11 protein-coding genes and 1 riboswitch are annotated in these 17155 nt (G+C 69.2%); of the genes, 5 read left to right on the forward strand and 6 right to left on the reverse strand.

The genetic code is table 11. The features are described from left to right. Nucleotides 1–166 precede the first annotated feature (166 nt). Complete coding sequence (locus ACFWP7_RS01445) at nucleotides 167–1177, reverse strand: polyprenyl synthetase family protein (protein ID WP_384374182.1); 1011 nt, start codon at nucleotides 1175–1177, stop codon at nucleotides 167–169. A gap of 378 nt (nucleotides 1178–1555) precedes the next feature. Here ACFWP7_RS01445 and ACFWP7_RS01450 point away from each other — a divergent pair, with 378 nt between their 5' ends. The 3 genes from ACFWP7_RS01450 (at nucleotide 1556) to ACFWP7_RS01460 (ending at nucleotide 6317) form a co-directional block, all read left to right on the forward strand. Further along, a complete protein-coding gene (locus ACFWP7_RS01450) occupies nucleotides 1556–3061 on the forward strand; it encodes a peptide MFS transporter (RefSeq protein ID WP_384374185.1) in 1506 nt (501 codons plus the stop codon). Between the two features lie 17 nt (nucleotides 3062–3078). Further along, nucleotides 3079–5076 carry a CocE/NonD family hydrolase gene (locus ACFWP7_RS01455; protein WP_384374188.1) on the forward strand — a complete coding sequence of 666 codons (1998 nt, stop codon included), beginning with the start codon at nucleotides 3079–3081 and terminating at the stop codon, nucleotides 5074–5076. 325 nt (nucleotides 5077–5401) lie between these two features. Beyond that, nucleotides 5402–5555, forward strand: a riboswitch (cyclic di-AMP (ydaO/yuaA leader). Between the two features lie 3 nt (nucleotides 5556–5558). Beyond that, nucleotides 5559–6317, forward strand: coding sequence for a LysM peptidoglycan-binding domain-containing protein (locus tag ACFWP7_RS01460; protein ID WP_384374191.1), 759 nt, complete (start codon nucleotides 5559–5561; stop codon nucleotides 6315–6317). 201 nt (nucleotides 6318–6518) lie between these two features. Here the strand turns inward: ACFWP7_RS01460 and ACFWP7_RS01465 are convergent, their stop codons facing one another. Continuing rightward, nucleotides 6519–7325 carry an HAD family hydrolase gene (locus tag ACFWP7_RS01465; protein WP_384374194.1) on the reverse strand — a complete coding sequence of 269 codons (807 nt, stop codon included), beginning with the start codon at nucleotides 7323–7325 and terminating at the stop codon, nucleotides 6519–6521. 313 nt (nucleotides 7326–7638) lie between these two features. On the opposite strand from ACFWP7_RS01465, the gene fahA reads away from it, so the two are divergent. Continuing rightward, nucleotides 7639–8877, forward strand: a complete 1239-nt coding sequence (fahA, locus tag ACFWP7_RS01470; RefSeq protein ID WP_384374196.1) for a fumarylacetoacetase — start codon at nucleotides 7639–7641, stop codon at nucleotides 8875–8877. A 364-nt stretch (nucleotides 8878–9241) separates the two neighbouring features. Here the strand turns inward: fahA and recQ are convergent, their stop codons facing one another. Then, nucleotides 9242–11269: a DNA helicase RecQ gene (recQ, locus tag ACFWP7_RS01475; protein ID WP_384374199.1), complete on the reverse strand. Its 2028-nt coding sequence runs from the start codon at nucleotides 11267–11269 to the stop codon at nucleotides 9242–9244. A gap of 434 nt (nucleotides 11270–11703) precedes the next feature. Here recQ and ACFWP7_RS01480 point away from each other — a divergent pair, with 434 nt between their 5' ends. Further along, nucleotides 11704–11871, forward strand: a complete 168-nt coding sequence (locus ACFWP7_RS01480) for a hypothetical protein (protein ID WP_384374202.1) — start codon at nucleotides 11704–11706, stop codon at nucleotides 11869–11871. Nucleotides 11872–11964: 93 nt separating this feature from the next. Here ACFWP7_RS01480 and nuoN read toward each other — a convergent pair whose 3' ends face one another. Genes nuoN through nuoL form a run of 3 tightly spaced genes read right to left on the reverse strand, consistent with a single transcriptional unit; the run spans nucleotide 11965 to nucleotide 17152 of the window. Beyond that, nucleotides 11965–13614, reverse strand: a complete 1650-nt coding sequence (nuoN, locus tag ACFWP7_RS01485; protein WP_384374205.1) for an NADH-quinone oxidoreductase subunit NuoN — start codon at nucleotides 13612–13614, stop codon at nucleotides 11965–11967. Then, nucleotides 13611–15182: an NADH-quinone oxidoreductase subunit M gene (locus ACFWP7_RS01490; protein WP_384374208.1), complete on the reverse strand. Its 1572-nt coding sequence runs from the start codon at nucleotides 15180–15182 to the stop codon at nucleotides 13611–13613. Before ACFWP7_RS01490 ends, nuoN begins: the two co-directional genes overlap by 4 nt. A 5-nt stretch (nucleotides 15183–15187) precedes the next feature. Next, nucleotides 15188–17152, reverse strand: coding sequence for an NADH-quinone oxidoreductase subunit L (gene nuoL / locus ACFWP7_RS01495; protein WP_384374211.1), 1965 nt, complete (start codon nucleotides 17150–17152; stop codon nucleotides 15188–15190). Nucleotides 17153–17155: the final 3 nt, after the last annotated feature.

The raw sequence follows: 17155 nt of genomic DNA on the forward strand, positions 1-17155 counted from the left end.
TGTTGGTTTTTCACCATAACAACCATGGTGCGGGTGTTTTCGCGCCCCCCCCGGCCCCACACCCGGGTTCTCCGGCGTTTTTCCGGTCGGGGGGGGGCCCCCCCCCCCCCGGTGGGGGTGGGGCGCCCCCCCCACCACCTGACCTTGAAGTCAACCGGGGTTCGAGTCACCCCGCCCGGTGCACCACCGCGTCGCACAGCTCCACCAGCGCCGCCTTCGCGTCGCACTCCGGCAGCGGAGCCAGCGCGGCCCGCGCATCCTCCGCGTACTGCACGGTGTCCCGCCGGGCCTGCTCAAGAGCCGGGTGGGCCCGCAGTCGGGCCAGCGCCTCGGCGTGCCGGGCGTCATCCGTCATGTCGGAGTCCAGCAGCTCGCACAGCGCGATGTCCTCGGCGAGACCGAGCCGGGCCACCCGCTCCCGCAGGCGCAGCACCGGCATCGTGGGAATCCCCTCACGGAGATCCGTCCCCGGCGTCTTACCCGACTCGCGCGAGTCGGACGCGATGTCCAGGACGTCGTCCGCGAGCTGGAAGGCGACGCCCAGCCGCTCCCCGTACTGCGTCAGCACATCCACGACGGCCTCGTCGGCCCCCGACATCATCGCGCCGAACCGGCAGGCGACGGCGACCAGGGAACCGGTCTTGCCGCTGAGCACATCGAGATAGTGGTCGACCGGGTCACGGCCGTCGCGCGGACCCGCGGTCTCCAGGATCTGCCCGGTGACCAGCCGTTCGAACGCCTCGGCCTGGATCCGGACGGCGTCGGGACCGAGGTCCGCCAGGATGTACGAGGCGCGCGCGAAGAGGAAGTCGCCGGTGAGGACGGCCACCGAGTTGCCCCAGCGGGTGTTCGCGCTGGGCACTCCGCGCCGTACGTCCGCCTCGTCCATCACGTCGTCGTGGTACAGCGTGGCGAGATGCGTCAGCTCGACGACCACGGCCGAGGGCACGACACCCGGCGCGTAGGGATCTCCGAACTGAGCGGCGAGCGTCACGAGCAGTGGCCGGAAACGTTTGCCGCCGGCCCGCACCAGGTGCTGGGCGGCCTCCGTGATGAACGGAACCTCGCTCTTGGTGGCTTCGAGCAAACCCTCCTCGACAGCCGCCAATCCGGCCTGGACATCGGCTTCGAGAGCCTGGTCCCGCACGCTCAGCCCGAACGGCCCGACGACGGTCACGAGAGGTTCTCCTGTCTGCTGACGATCACATGGCGAACTCGGTCGATCATTCGGTCGGTGACGCGGTTTGTCGATGTGTCGCTGCCATCACTCAAGTCAGCGTATCCGGTCACGTTTCGATCACCACGAGCGCCCACCGTCCCCATCGTCGACTTCCCTCACGAGTTCCCCCGGGCGGGACGGACAGTCCACGACACCAAAGAAGCGGAACCTCCACCCGAACGGGAGGCGGTTCCACGTCCGGCGGTGGGACGTCTCCACGTCCGGCGGTGGGACATCACGAGCGGTATGTTCTTGATCAATTAATACGACCCGATATCCGACGACTTGCCACACTCCCCTCTGCCTCGTCTGCGACCCGTGAGGAGACCGGCCGCCGTGTCCCGCAGCACCGTCGAATCCGAGCCAGGCAGTGAGCCGCCGCCTCCCGGTGACGACCACGCCTTCTTCGGCCAGCCCAGGGGCCTGCTCACCCTCTCCGGCCTGGAGGTCTGGGAGCGCTTCTCGTTCCTGGGCATGCAGGCGATCCTCGTCCTCTACTTCGCCGACACCGTCGCCCACGGCGGCCTGGGCATGTCGTCGGGCACCGCCGCCTCGGTGTCGGCCGCGTACGGAACGCTCGTCTATCTGGTCTCGGTCGCCGGTGGCTGGCTCGCCGACCGGATGCTCGGCTCGTACCGCGCGGTCCTGTGGGGCGGCATCCTGATCGCCTGCGGCCACTACTCCATGGCGGTCCCGACGGGCACCATGACCTGGGTCGGCCTCGGCCTGATCAGCGCCGGCACCGGCCTGCTCAAGCCCAACGTCGCCACCATGGTCGGCAAGCTCTACCGCACCGAGGACGAGCGCCGTGACGCCGGGTTCGCCCTCTACTACATGTCGATCAACATCGGCGCCTTCGCGGGCCCGCTCGTCACCGCCTGGCTCGGCGACCACCGGGGCTGGCACTGGGGTTTCTCGGCGGCGGCGGTCGGCATGACGTTCGGCCTGATCCAGTACGTCGCCGGCCGCCGTCACCTGGCCGGACGCAAGCACGCGGCGGAATTCGCCCTCGCCCCCGACGCGATGCGCCGCACGGTCCTGCTGATCGTCCTCGGCCTCCTCGCGGCGGCCGTACTCGCGACCCTCCTCGCCCTGGCCGGCTATCTGACGATGGGCCGCTTCGTCGACCTGCTCACCCTCATCTCGGTGATCGCGCCGGTCGTCTACTTCGCGGTGATGTTCAGGAGCCCCCGCGTGACGGACGCCGAACGCGGCCACCTGCGCCCGTACGTCGTCCTCTTCCTCGCCTCGACCGTCTTCAACTTCATCCTCTTCCAGGCGTACTCGACGATGATGCTGCTCGCCGCGTCGAACGCCGAGAGCAGGATCCTCGGCTACGACTTCCCGGCCGGCTGGTACGCCTCCGCGCTCGGCGCCTTCGAGGTCGCCCTCGCGCCCGTGGTCGCCGCGCTGTGGGTCCGGATGGGCCGCAAGCAGCCGCACGCCTCCAACAAGATCGCGATCGGGGTCGTGCTCGGCGGCCTGTCCTTCCTGCTGATCGTGCTGCCGACCAGCGGCCACAGCAGCGACGACTACCTGATGTCGGCCTGGTGGATCGTCGGCTCGTACCTGCTGCTCGGCCTCGGCGACATCCTCCTCGAAACGTCCGGCATGTCCGCCACCACCAAGCTCGCCCCCGTCGCCTTCTCCAGCCAGACGATGTCCCTCTGGTTCCTGTCCCTCGCGCTCGCCAACGGCATCCAGGCCCAGACCGTGAAGCTCTACGACGACGTCTCCAAGCCGGCCTACTTCGGCGTCAACGGCGCGATCGCGGTGGCCGCGGGCCTCGCCGTGATGGCACTCGCACCCTGGCTGCGCCGCACGATGTACCCCGTCCACTGAAACCACCGGGATCACGCATGCACATCCGTACGTCCTTCCCCTACGAGACCGCTCACGAGGACGTCCTCATCCCCCTCCCGGACGGCACGCGGCTGTACGCCCGCATCTGGCGCCCCCTGACCGACGAGCCCGTACCGGCGCTCCTCGAATACCTCCCGTACCGCCTCACCGACTGGACCGCGCCGCGCGACTGGCAGCGCCATCCCTGGTACGCCGGTCACGGCTACGCCTCCGTCCGCGTGGACGTCCGCGGCCACGGCAACTCGGAGGGCATGCCGACGGACGAGTACTCGGAGGTGGAGCTGGCCGACGGCGTGGAGGTGGTCAACTGGCTTGCGTCCCAGCCCTGGTGCTCGGGCAAGGTCGGCATGTTCGGGATCTCCTGGGGAGGCTTCAACTCCCTCCAGATCGCGGCCCTCGCACCCGAGCCGCTCAAGGCGGTCGTCACGGTCTGCTCGACGGACGACCGCTACGACAACGACGTGCACTACATGGGCGGTTCCGTCCTTGCCGTCGACATGCACGCCTGGGCGGCCACCATGCTCGCCTTCGTCGCCCGCCCGCCGGACCCGGTGCACGTCGGCGAGGTGATGTGGCACGACCTGTGGGTGAAACGCCTGGCGGCGGTGGAGCCGTACCTCCACACCTGGCTGTCCCACCAGACCCGGAACGCGTACTGGAAGCACGCCAGCGTCTGCGAGGACTACGGCGCCATCCAAGCCGCCGTCCTCGCGGTGGGCGGCTGGCACGACCCGTACCGCGACACGGTGTTGCGGCTGGTCGAGAACCTGCCACCGGATCGCGTACGAGGTCTCATCGGCCCCTGGTCGCACCAGTACCCCGACAGAGGCCTGCCGCCGGGCCCCGCGATCGGCTTCCTCCAGGAGACCCTGCGCTGGTGGGACCACTGGCTGCGCGACGGGGACACCGGCATCATGTCGGAACCGCTCCTGCGCTCCTACGTCATGGACTCGCACCGTCCGGCAACGGTGTACGACACCTTGCCGGGCCGCTGGGTGGGCGACGGGGCCTGGCCGTCCCCCTCCGTGACACCCATCTCGTACGGCCTCCGGGGCGCACCGGTGCTGGTCCGCTCCCCGCAGCACACGGGGGTCGACGCGGGCCGCTTCTTCCCCTTCGGGAACGACGCGGATCTGCCGCCGGACCAGCGGGAGGAGGACGGTCGGTCGGCGTGCTTCGAGTTCGAAGTCCCGGAGGAGACATGGGTGTTGGGCCGTCCGAAGGTGCGGTTGCGGCTGACGTCGGAGGCTGAGCGCGGCCAAGTGATCGCCCGGCTCTGCGACATGGCCCCCGACGGCTCCTCCACCCTCGTCACCCGAGGCGTACTGAACCTGTCGGCGCGCCATGGCCGTGACCGGGCGGTTCCCTGGAATCCGGGCTCCACGGAGGACGTGGTCTTCGAGCTGAACGGCATCGGTTACTCGTTCCCGCCCGGTCACCGGATCCGCCTCGCGGTCTCCTCCGCGTACTGGCCCTGGATCTGGCCCCAGCCGGGCTCGGAGGCGGGCTTCACCCTGGACCCTGCGGGCAGCGCGCTCGAACTCCCCGTACGGGCAAGGCAGTCGGCGTTCCCGATCGCCTTCGAGGAGCCGGAGGAGTCCGAACCCCTGGGAGTGGTCGTACCGGCGACCCTGGACGAACCCCGCCCCGAACGCCTCGTCGTGCGCGATGTGGCCAAGGGCGAGTGGCGCCTCGAAGTCGACCCCCGTTACGGCGGCACCCGCGTCTATCCCGACGGCCTCGAATTCACGGAGGACGCGCTGGAGACGTACACGATCAACGAGTCGGATCCGCTGTCGGCCCGCACGCGCTCGACGTGGTCGATCCGTCTGCACCGCCCGGAGTTGGCCTGGGACGCGAGGGTCGAGACCCGCTCCGAAATCACCTGCGACGGCGATGACTTCATCACCTCGAACGAGGTGATCTGCCGGGACGGGGACGAGGTGGTTTTCCACCGGACGTGGGAGAAGAGGATCCCGCGGACGGCGGGGTAGGGCGGTGGTCGGCAGCCCTCACAGGTTGCCCGTATTGCACCTTGATTGCCTGCGGTGCCGCTTTGTTCATGCTTGGTCGCGTGAAATGGGTCACGTCCGGACAAGATCGACGTCTCGGCCCGCCTCGGAATGCCTCGCAATTGCCCATTCGCGAAAGGTAAGTTGAGTTTCATATTCCGGACACAATCGGGCGATTCACCCTGTTCTATGTGCAGGCGAAAGCGATCTACGACGTCAAATCGGGCCTTGTTCCAGACATGTGCTCTCGCATACGTTCACGTCGATCCAGGCGGAACGCCGAATCCTGCCGCCGCCCGGAACCCCACCCATCCACACGCTCACGGCAGGAGCGGGGGACCCAGGTAAGCCGCCGTTCCGGACACCGGAACGGCTAGGGGTGAAGCCGCACCCACCCATGCGGCCGGGCAGCTCCCGCCCGAACCCGACAGCTCACCTCGCAGGCGCCGGAGAGGAATTTCGTCATGCCCGCACGAGGCAAGCACCGCCGCCCCAGGACCAGCCACCTCACCCGCGGCATGGTCGCCGCCGGAACGGGCGGAGCCGCCCTCGCACTCCCCCTGGTGAGCGCGACCGGCGCGCACGCCGCCACCGCGACCAGCGTCCCGGCTCAGGCAACCGCCGCGACGAAGGCCGCTCCGGCCGCCGTCCCCGACGTCAAGCTCGTCACGTACAAGGTCGTCTCGGGCGACACCCTGTCCAAGATCGCGCGGGAGCACACCAAGGACGCCGGCTGGCAGGCGCTCTACAAGGCCAACGCCGCGGTCATCGGCTCCGACCCGGCGCTGCTTCGCCCGGGCACCACTCTGACCGTGGGCACGACGAAAACCACCCAGACGTCCACGAAGTCCGCGCAGTCGACCGCTTCGACCACCAAGTCCGCGGCGGCTCCCGCGACCTACAGCAACGATCTCGACGGCTGGATCAAGGAATCCCTGGCCGTCATGGCCCAGTCCGGGATTCCGGGCACCTACGACGGCATCTACCGCAACATCATCCGCGAGTCCGCGGGCAACCCCGCCGCCATCAACAACTGGGACTCCAACGCCGCCGCAGGCACCCCCTCCAAGGGCCTTCTCCAGGTCATCGACCCGACCTTCGCCGCCTACCACGTGGCCGGCACGTCGATGGACCCCTACGACCCGGTCGCGAACATCACGGCGGCCTGCAACTACGCCGCGGCGAAGTACGGCTCGATCGACAACGTCAACGGGGCCTACTGACGGGGCAGTTCGGACCTATGACTGTGGGTGGGGTCTGCCCCGGGCAAGCGGGCACCCAGGGCAGACACACCGCCGACCGGGCAGCCGTACCGACAGCCGCCCGCCAACCGGGCAGGCGCATCGACAACCGGGCACAGGCACCCGCCAAGAGCAGACGCACCGACAACCGGGCCGGACATCCGAGCCGGACACCCAGGGCCGCTACCCGAAGAGCCGCTCCAACACCACCGCGATCCCGTCCTCCTCGTTCGACAGCGTCACCTCGTCCGCCATCGCCTTCAGTTCCGGGTGGGCATTGGCCATGGCCACGCCCCGCGCGGCCCAGTCGAACATCGGGATGTCGTTGGGCATGTCGCCGAAAGCGATGGTGGCGGAGGAGGTGAGGCCGAGGTGACGGGCGGCGAGGGCCAGGCCCGTCGCCTTGGTCACGCCGCATGGCTGGAGTTCGACCGTCCCCGGCCCCGACATGGTGACGGTCGCCAGCGAACCGGCCACCGCACGCGCCGTCATCGCCAACTCGTCGTCGGACAAGGAGGGGTGACGGAGCAACACCTTGCTGATCGGTTCCGCCCACAGGTCGTCTCGCCGCTGCACCCGCACCGCCGGGAGCGTCGGATGCGGCATCACATACCCCGGCTCGATGAGCGTGAGCCCGTCCACCCCGTCCTGGTCCACGGCCGCGTAGACCTGCCCGACCTCCGCCTCGATCTTGCCGAGCGCCGTCTCGGCCAGCTCCCTGTCCAGGGCCACCGACCACAGCAGACGGTCCGCCCCCGCGTCGTACAACTGTGCCCCCTGCCCGCACACCGCCAGCCCCTGGCTGCCGAGTTCGTCGAGCAGCGGCCGCACTCTCGGCGCGGGCCGACCCGTCACCACGAGATGCCGGGCACCCTCGGACGTGGCCTTCGCCAACGCGGCCCGCGACCGTTCGGAGAGCGTGTCGTCGCCGCGCAGCAGCGTTCCGTCCAGGTCGGTGGCGATAAGTGAATATGCAGTCGGAGCGGCCATGATCCGAAGAATACGGATCGAACGACACATCGGCCCGGCGTGAACCGGACGACGTCCGGTATCCCGTCAGCAACGCCGTTCACCGCACGGGGATGACAAGCGCCACGAGCGGCACGAAGTCCAGACGGCCGCCCTCCGGATCGCAGTGGGCAGCGCAACTCGACACAGCCGAACGAGACTTATAGGGCTTTACGAACCCTCCAGTCGCGGCCCCACCAAGTTCACCCCCCGTAACGTGTTCCGCGACCAAGCAGAACGCACGTCCCGCATGGCGAGTAGGCCCCCGCAAGCCACGAGAGCGAGGCAGCACCCGATGCCCCCCTTCGACGTCCCCGAAGGCGATCCCTTCGGCCCCCACAACCTGCCGTACGGGGTGTTCTCCTTGAACGCCCGCACCGCGAACGACCCGGCCGCCCCCACCGGTCGAACCGTCGGCGTCCGCCTCGGCGACCACGTACTCGACGCGGGCGCGGCAGCCCGGGCACTCGGCTCCCCGTACGCGGAACTGCTCGCCCGACCGACCCTGAACCCCCTCCTCTCAGCGGGCCGCACCGCCTGGTCCGACGTCCGCCGCGCCCTGACCGCGTGGGTGACGGTCCCGGCTCACCGCGAGACGCTCGAACCCCACCTCCACCCCCTCTCCGAGGTGACCCTGCACCTCCCCTTCGAGGTCGCGGACTACGTCGACTTCTACGCCTCCGAGAACCACGCCCGGAACGTGGGCCAGATCTTCCGCCCCGACGCGGCCGACTCCCTCACCCCCAACTGGAAGCACCTGCCCATCGGCTATCACGGCAGGTCCGGCACGGTCGTGGTGTCAGGAACGGACGTGGTACGCCCGTCGGGCCAGCGCAAGGCACCCACGGACGCGGCCCCCGTCTTCGGCCCCTCCACCCGTCTGGACATCGAGGCGGAGGTCGGCTTCGTGGTCGGCGCTCCCTCGGCCATGGGCACCCCCGTCCCCCTCTCCGCCTTCCGCGACCACGTCTTCGGCCTCTGCCTCCTCAACGACTGGTCGGCGCGCGACATCCAGGCCTGGGAGTACGTCCCCCTCGGCCCCTTCCTGGGCAAGTCATTCGCCACCTCGGTGTCCGCGTGGATCACCCCGCTCGACGCCCTGACCGACGCCCGGGTCGCACCCCCCTCACGCACACACCCCGTCCTCCCCTACCTGGACGACTCCGACGACGAACCCGGCGGCTACGACCTCCACATCTCCGTCGCCATCAACGGCCACGTCGTCTCCGAGCCCCCCTTCTCCACCATGTACTGGACGGCCGCCCAACAACTGGCCCACATGACGATCAACGGCGCCTCCCTCCGCACAGGCGACCTCTACGGCTCCGGAACGGTGAGCGGCCCCTCCGACTCCGAACGCGGCTCCCTCCTGGAACTCACCTGGAACGGCCGAGACACCCTCGACCTCCCCACCGGCAAGCGCACCTTCCTGGAGGACGGCGACGAGGTAACGCTGACAGCGTGGGCCCCGGGGCCCGGCGGAACACGCGTGGGCCTGGGAGAGGTAACGGGACGCATCAAACCGACCTCCTGAGCGTCTTCCCCCGCCCCGGCAGAGACCAACAGCCTCACCCACCCGCACCCGCAGCCAGAGCCGAAGCCACAACCGGAGCCGCAGCCAGAGCCGCAGTCGCACCCGCAGTCGCGGCCAGAGCCAGATCCGGAGCCCGAGCCGCAGTCGGAGCCGCAGTCGCCAAACCACGGAAGGGGCCGTGCCGGTACGTCCCAATGCTCGTCGCGTACGTTCGCGTCACCGGACGCCACGCCTCCTGACCAACGTCTGATCCGGCGGCGACGAGCGGGACGTACCGGCACGGCCCCGACCCACCCACGACCGCCGCCCCACCGCACCCGCCGAGACCAGCACCCCGCCCGGTGCCAGACCTCACCCCGGAGAGCTACCCCCAGTCCTCCGGCTCCGGCTCCGACTCCTCCCCCATCTCCGGCCAGTCCGGATCCGGAGCCTCACCAACCGCCGGAGCCGCAGCTCCCCTGCCCCCGGAGGCACCGGAGGCACCGGAGGCACCGGAAGCACCGGAAACGTCCTCAAGTGCCCCAAGCACCCCCAACACCCCCTCCCCCCACGTCACCAGCTTCTTCTCACCCACGCCACTGATCGTGCCCAACTCCGCCACCGACTTGGGCCACACCGTGACGATCTCCCGCAGCGTCGCGTCATGGAAGATGACGTACGCCGGAACGCCCTGCTCCCGAGCCTGCTCGGCGCGCCAGGCCCGCAGCGCCTCGAAGGCGGGGACCAGCTCCGGTGCCAGCTCGGCCACGACGGCCTTGGCCTTCTTCTCGCCGCGAGAGGAGGACGAACGAGCACCCACCGGCTTCGGCGGCTCCTTCCGCAACGGCACCTCCCGCTCGCGCCGCAACACCGTCCCACTCGCCTCGGTCAGCACCAGCGTCCCGTACTCGCCCTCGACGGCAAGCAGCCCCTGCGCCAGCAACTGCCGTACGACGCCCCGCCATTCGTTCTCGGAGAGATCCTCGCCGATGCCGAACACGGACAGCTGGTCGTGGTCGAACTGGATCACCTTGGCGGTCCGGCGCCCGAGCAGGATGTCGACGATCTGGACCGCACCGAACTTCTGCCCACGCTCGCGCTGCAACCGCACCACCGTGGACAGCAGCTTCTGCGCGGCGACCGTGCCGTCCCAGGTCTCGGGCGGCATCAGGCACGTGTCGCAGTTGCCGCACGCGGGGGTGTGCGGGTCCTGGCCGAAGTAGGCCAGGAGCTGTGAGCGCCGGCACTCGGCCGTCTCGCACAGAGCCAGCATCGATTCCAGGTGGGCGGTCGCCCGGCGACGGAACGCCTCGTCGCCCTCCGAGCCCTGGATCATTTTGCGCTGCTGGACCACGTCCTGAAGCCCGTACGCCATCCAGGCCGTGGACGGCAGTCCGTCGCGCCCCGCGCGGCCCGTCTCCTGGTAGTAGCCCTCGACCGACTTCGGCAGGTCGAGGTGGGCGACGAACCGTACGTCCGGCTTGTCGATGCCCATGCCGAAGGCAATGGTGGCGACCACGACGAGGCCCTCTTCGCGCAGGAACCTCGACTGGTGGCGCGCGCGGGTGCCCGCGTCCAGGCCCGCGTGGTACGGCACGGCCTCGATGCCGTTGCGGGAGAGGAACTCGGCTGTCGTGTCCACCGACTTGCGCGAGAGGCAGTAGACGATGCCCGCGTCGTCGGCGTGCTCCTCCCGCAGGAAGGACAGCAGCTGCTTCCTGGGGTCGGCCTTCGGCACTATCCGGTACTGGATGTTGGGGCGGTCGAAGCTCGCCTCGAAGTGCCGGGCATCCGGCATGCCCAGGCGCTGGGTGATCTCCTTGTGCGTGGCGCGCGTGGCCGTGGCGGTCAGCGCGATCCGCGGCACGTCCGGCCAGCGCTCGCCCAGCACGGAGAGCGCCAGGTAGTCGGGGCGGAAGTCGTGCCCCCACGAGGCCACACAGTGCGCCTCGTCGATCGCGAACACCGAGATCTTCCCGCGTGACAGCAGATGCAGCGTCGTGTCCAGACGCAGCCGCTCCGGGGCCAGGTAGATCAGGTCGAGCTCCCCCGCGAGGAACTCCGCCTCGACCGTCCGCCGCTCGTCGAAGTCCTGCGTCGAGTTCATGAAGCCGGCCCGCACGCCCAGCGCCCGCAGCGCGTCCACCTGGTCCTGCATCAGCGCGATGAGCGGGGAGACCACGACTCCCGTACCTGGTCTGACCAGGGCTGGGATCTGGTAGCAGAGCGACTTGCCGCCGCCGGTCGGCATCAGGACAACGGAGTCACCGCCCGTCACCACATGCTCGATGATCGCTTCCTGCTCGCCGCGGAAGGCGTCGTACCCGAAGACCCGGTGGAGCGTGGCCAGCGCCTCGCTCTCACCCAGCGTCTCCGTCGCACCCGCTTCGGTCATCACACCCGTCCCACCCATCGCCCGTCCCCCGTCCGTCCTACTTCGCCCACGACAGCCACCTTAGGCCTCCGCACCGACAGCCTCGGAGTTATCCACAGGCTGCCCCTCATACCGCCCCGCCCTCCGTCAGCCCATGGGTTCGCCGGATGGCGGCCACGGGACAAGCCGGGACATTTTTCTGATGCGAGGCCCGCTCCGCCCAAGGGCGTCCTCACTCCCACCGCCACCCTCCCCACCCCTCTCATCGCCCCATCCCCCTCATCACCCTCTCCCCAAGGAGCCTCCCCCACCTGCCCCCCTCAAGGCCGCCTGCGCCCTCGCTCTGGCCAGCGCCCTGTCCCTGGCCGCCGCCCCGGCCCACGCCGCCGACGAAGACCCCGGCGCTCGACCCGGCCACGCCCGCGGCCCTCCGGTACGAGACCGGGGCATACGGGAAGCGCAAGCTGGTCGCGGTGGAGTGGGTCGTCAAGGACACCGGCCAGACCGAGGCGCCGACGCTGTTCGGGAAAGACCTGGACAACACCGTGGTCCCGGGCTTCTACACACTCCACGCCTGGATCTACAAGCCCAACCCCACCGGCCTGTTCGAGCCGTGGAACCCGACGGTGAAGTGCCCCTGAAGTCCTGAAGTGAGACACCCCCGGAAAACGGATCGGGGCCCGCTCCCCGAAGGGAGCGGGCCCCGATCCGTACCCGGGCCGGGCGGGCCCGGATCAGCGCACGAACACCCCGGCCTGACCCGCCAGGTCCAGGAAGTACTGCGGCGCCACACCCAGCACCAGCGTGACCGCCACGCCCACCCCGATCGCTGTCATGGTCAGCGGCGACGGCACGGCGACCGTCGGGCCGTCCGGCCGCGGCTCGCTGAAGAACATGAGCACGATCACGCGGATGTAGAAGAACGCCGCGATCGCCGACGAGATCACACCGACCACGACCAGCGCGCCCGCGCCGCCCTCCGCCGCCGCCTTGAAGACGGCGAACTTCCCGGCGAAGCCGGAGGTCAGCGGGATGCCCGCGAAGGCCAGTAGGAAGACCGCGAACACGGCCGCCACCAGCGGAGACCTGCGCCCGAGCCCCGCCCACTTGGACAGGTGTGTCGCCTCGCCACCGGCATCGCGTACGAGCGTCACGACCGCGAAGGCGCCGATCGTGACGAACGAGTACGCGCCGAGATAGAAGAGCACCGACGAGACACCGTCGGGCGAGGTCGCGATGACACCCGCGAGGATGAAGCCGGCGTGCGCGATGGACGAGTAGGCCAGCAGCCGCTTGATGTCGGTCTGCGTGATCGCGACGATCGCCCCGCCCAGCATGGTGACGATCGCGACGGCCATCATGACCGGCCGCCAGTCCCAGCGCAGGCCGGGCAGGACGACGTACAGCAGGCGCAGCAGTGCCCCGAAGGCTGCCACCTTCGTGGCGGCCGCCATGAAGCCGGTGACCGGTGTCGGCGCGCCCTGGTAGACGTCCGGGGTCCACATGTGGAACGGCACCGCGCCGACCTTGAAGAGCAGGCCCATGACGACCATCGCGACACCGATGAGCAGCAGCGCGTCGTTGCCCATGGTGTCGGCGAGCGCCGGGTCGACGTTCTGGATGGTGCCGTCGACGACCTGCGAGATGGTGGCGTACGACACCGAGCCCGCGTAGCCGTACAGCAGGGCGATGCCGAAGAGGGTGAACGCGGAGGCGAAGGCGCCGAGCAGGAAGTACTTGACCGCCGCTTCCTGTGACAGGAGCCGCTTGCGGCGGGCCACGGCGCACAGGAGGTACAGCGGGAGCGAAAAGACTTCCAGCGCGACGAACAGTGTCAGCAGGTCGTTGGCCGCCGGGAAGATCAGCATGCCGCCGACCGCGAAGAGCAGGAGCGGGAACACCTCGGTGGTGGTGAACCCGGCCTTCACGGCGGCCTTTTCGCTGTCGCTGCCTGGTACGGACGCGGCCTGCGCAGCGAACGAGTCGACCCGGTTGCCGTGCGCTTCCGGATCGAGCCGCCGCTCGGCGAAGGTGAACACGCCGAGCAGTCCGGCGAGGAGGATCACGCCCTGAAGGAACAGTGCGGGCCCGTCGACGGCGATCGCACCCATGGCCGCGATGTGCGCCTTCGTGGTGCCGTATCCGCCCGCCGCGAGCGCCACGACCGCGGCGAACGCGGCGGCGAGTGCGACGGCGGACACGAACACCTGGACGTAGTAACGGGACTTGCGCGGGACGAACGCCTCGATCAACACTCCGACGATCGCCGCCCCGATGACGATCAAGGTGGGCGACAATTGCGCGTATTCGATCTTCGGCGCGTCGATCTTCGAGATCGGATCGGCTGCGGTTGTCCACAGGCTGTGGACGGCTGTTGCGCTCACTTGGCCGCCTCCACCTCGGGCTGGGGGTCCGTTTTATGGACGTCTGACATGGTCTGCTTGACCGCCGGGTTGACGATGTCGGTGAGCGGCCTCGGGTAGACGCCCAGGAAGATCAGCAGAGCGATCAACGGGGTGACGACCAGAAGTTCACGCACCCTGAGGTCGGGCAACGCCGCCACCTGTGGCTTCACCGGGCCGGTCATCGTCCGCTGGTAGAGGACGAGTGTGTACAGCGCGGCGAGGACGATGCCGAAGGTGGCGATGATGCCGACGGCCGGATAGCGCGCGAACACGCCGACCAGGACCAGGAATTCACTCACGAAGGGCGCGAGCCCGGGGAGCGAGAGAGTCGCCAGGCCGCCGATCAGGAAGGTGCCCGCGAGCACCGGGGCGACTTTCTGCACCCCTCCGTAGTCGGCGATCAGACGCGAACCGCGCCGCGAGATCAGGAAGCCCGCCACCAGCATCAGGGCGGCGGTCGAGATCCCGTGGTTGACCATGTAGAGCGTCGCGCCCGACTGGCCCTGGCTGGTCATCGCGAAGATGCCCAGGATGATGAACCCGAAGTGCGAGATCGACGCGTACGCCACCAGCCGCTTGATGTCCCGCTGGCCGACCGCGAGCAGCGCCCCGTAGATGATGCTGATGAGCGCCAGTACGAGGATGACGGGCGTCGCCCACTTCGAGGCCTCAGGGAAGAGCTGGAGGCAGTAGCGGAGCATCGCGAAGGTGCCGACCTTGTCGACCACCGCCGTGATGAGTACCGCGACCGGGGCCGTGGCCTCCCCCATGGCGTTGGGCAGCCAGGTGTGCAGCGGCCACAGCGGCGCCTTCACCGCGAACGCGAAGAAGAAGCCCAGGAAGAGCCAGCGCTCCGTGTTGGTCGCCATTTCGAACGAGCCGTTGGCCCGGGCCTCGGCGATCTCCTGGAGCGAGAAGTTTCCGGCCACCACATAGAGGCCGATTACGGCGGCCAGCATGATCAGGCCGCCGACCAGGTTGTAGAGGAGGAACTTCACGGCGGCGTACGACCGTTGCGTGGCCGCGACCTCGTCGCCGTGTTCGTGGGCCCTGTCCCCGAAGCCGCCGATGAGGAAGTACATCGGGATGAGCATGGCTTCGAAGAAGATGTAGAAGAGGAAGACGTCGGTGGCCTCGAAAGAGATGATCACCATCGCCTCGACGGCCAGGATCAGGGCGAAGAAGCCCTGCGTCGGCCGCCAGCGTGTGTTGCCCGTCTCGTGCGGGTCGGCGTCGTGCCAGCCCGCCAGGATGATGAACGGGATCAGCAGCGCGGTCAGCGCGACGAGCGCCACGCCGATGCCGTCCACGCCCAGTTCATACCGCACCCCGAAGTCCGCGATCCAGGCGTGGGATTCGGTGAGCTGGTAACGACCGCCGTCGGGATCGAAACGGACCAGGACCACGATCGCCAGCACCAGCGTGGCCAGCGAGACGAGCAGCGCCAGCCACTTGGCGGCGACTCGTCGCGCGGCCGGCACGGCGGCCGTGGCGATCGCCCCGAGGGCCGGGAGCGCCGCCGTCGCTGTCAGCAGAGGAAACGACATCGGTATCAGACCGCCCTCATCAGCAGGGTCGCGGCGATGAGAATCGCCGCACCGCCGAACATCGAGACCGCGTACGACCGCGCGTACCCGTTCTGCAGCTTGCGGAGACGGCCGGAGAGGCCGCCCATCGAGGCCGCCGTGCCGTTGACGACGCCGTCGACCAGGGTGTGGTCGACGTACACCAGGGAGCGGGTGAGGTGCTCCCCGCCGCGCACCAGCACGACGTGGTTGAAGTCGTCCTGGAGCAGGTCGCGCCGGGCCGCCCGGGTGAGCAGCGAACCGCGCGGGGCGACGGCCGGGACGGGACGGCGCCCGTACTGGGCGTACGCGATCGCGACGCCGATGACGAGCACCACCATGGTGGCCAGGGTGACCGTCGTGGCGCTGATCGGTGCGTCGCCGTGGTCGTGCCCGGTGATCGGCTCCAGCCAGTGCAGGAACCGGTCGCCGATGCTGAAGAAGCCGCCCGCGAAGACCGACCCGAAGGCGAGCACGATCATCGGGATCGTCATCGACTTGGGCGACTCGTGCGGGTGCGGCTCGGAGTGCTCGCCGCGGTGCTCGGCCGCGGGCTCCACGCTCGGCTCGGCCGGGGACGCGGTCGGCGCGTTGCGCCAGCGCTCCTCGCCGAAGAACGTCATCAGCATCACGCGCGTCATGTAGAACGCCGTGATGGCCGCGCCCAGCAGGGCCGCGCCGCCGAGGATCCAGCCCTCGGTGCCGCCCTTGGCGAAGGCCGCCTCGATGATCTTGTCCTTGGAGAAGAAGCCGGACAGGCCGGGGAAGCCGATGATGGCCAGGTAGCCGAGGCCGAAGGTGACGAAGGTGACCGGCATGTACTTGCGCAGGCCGCCGTACTTCCGCATGTCGACCTCGTCGTTCATGCCGTGCATGACCGAACCGGCACCGAGGAAGAGGCCGGCCTTGAAGAAGCCGTGCGTCACCAGGTGCATGATCGCGAAGACGTAGCCGATGGGGCCGAGCCCCGCGGCCAGCACCATGTAGCCGATCTGCGACATCGTCGACCCGGCGAGGGCCTTCTTGATGTCGTCCTTCGCGCAACCGACGATCGCACCGAAGAGGAGCGTGACGGCTCCGACCACGGTGACGACGAGTTGCGCGTCCGGTGCCGCGTTGAAGATCGCGCCGGAGCGAACGATCAGGTACACGCCCGCCGTCACCATCGTCGCGGCGTGGATGAGGGCCGAGACCGGGGTCGGGCCCTCCATCGCGTCGCCGAGCCAGGACTGCAGCGGCACCTGGGCGGACTTGCCGCAGGCCGCGAGGAGCAGCATCAGCGCGACGGCCGTGAGCTTGCCCTCGGTGGCGTCGCCGACGAGTCCCGGCTCCTCATGGGTGCCGAGCAGCGGTCCGAAGGCGAAGGTCCCGAAGGTCGTGAACATCAGCATGATGGCGATCGACAGGCCCATGTCGCCGACGCGGTTGACCAGGAAGGCCTTCTTCGCGGCGGTGGCGGCGCTGGGCTTGTGCTGCCAGAAGCCGATCAGGAGGTACGAGGCGAGGCCGACGCCCTCCCAGCCGACGTACAGCAGCAGGTAGTTGTCGGCGAGGACGAGCAGCAGCATCGCCGCCAGGAACAGGTTCAGATAGCCGAAGAAGCGGCGGCGCCGCTCGTCGTGCTCCATGTACCCGATCGAGTACAGGTGGATCAGCGAGCCGACGCCGGTGATCAGCAGCACGAACGTCATCGACAGCTGGTCCAGCTGGAAGGCGACGTCCGCCTGGAAGCCCTCGACGGGGATCCAGCTGAACAGGTGCTGGCCGATGGCCCGGTGCTCGGCGTCCTTGCCCAGCATGTCGGCGAAGAGGATCGCGCCGATCACGAAGGAGGAGGCCGCGAGGGCGGTACCGATCCAGTGGCCGACGGCATCCAGCCGCCGCCCGCCGCACAGAAGTACGGCCGCTCCGAGCAGAGGCGCCGCTACGAGCAGCGCAATGAGGTTCTCCACGAT

This window comes from Streptomyces sp. NPDC058470 (genome assembly GCF_042721055.1).
In the GTDB taxonomy this organism is placed as follows: Bacteria; Actinomycetota; Actinomycetes; order Streptomycetales; family Streptomycetaceae; genus Streptomyces.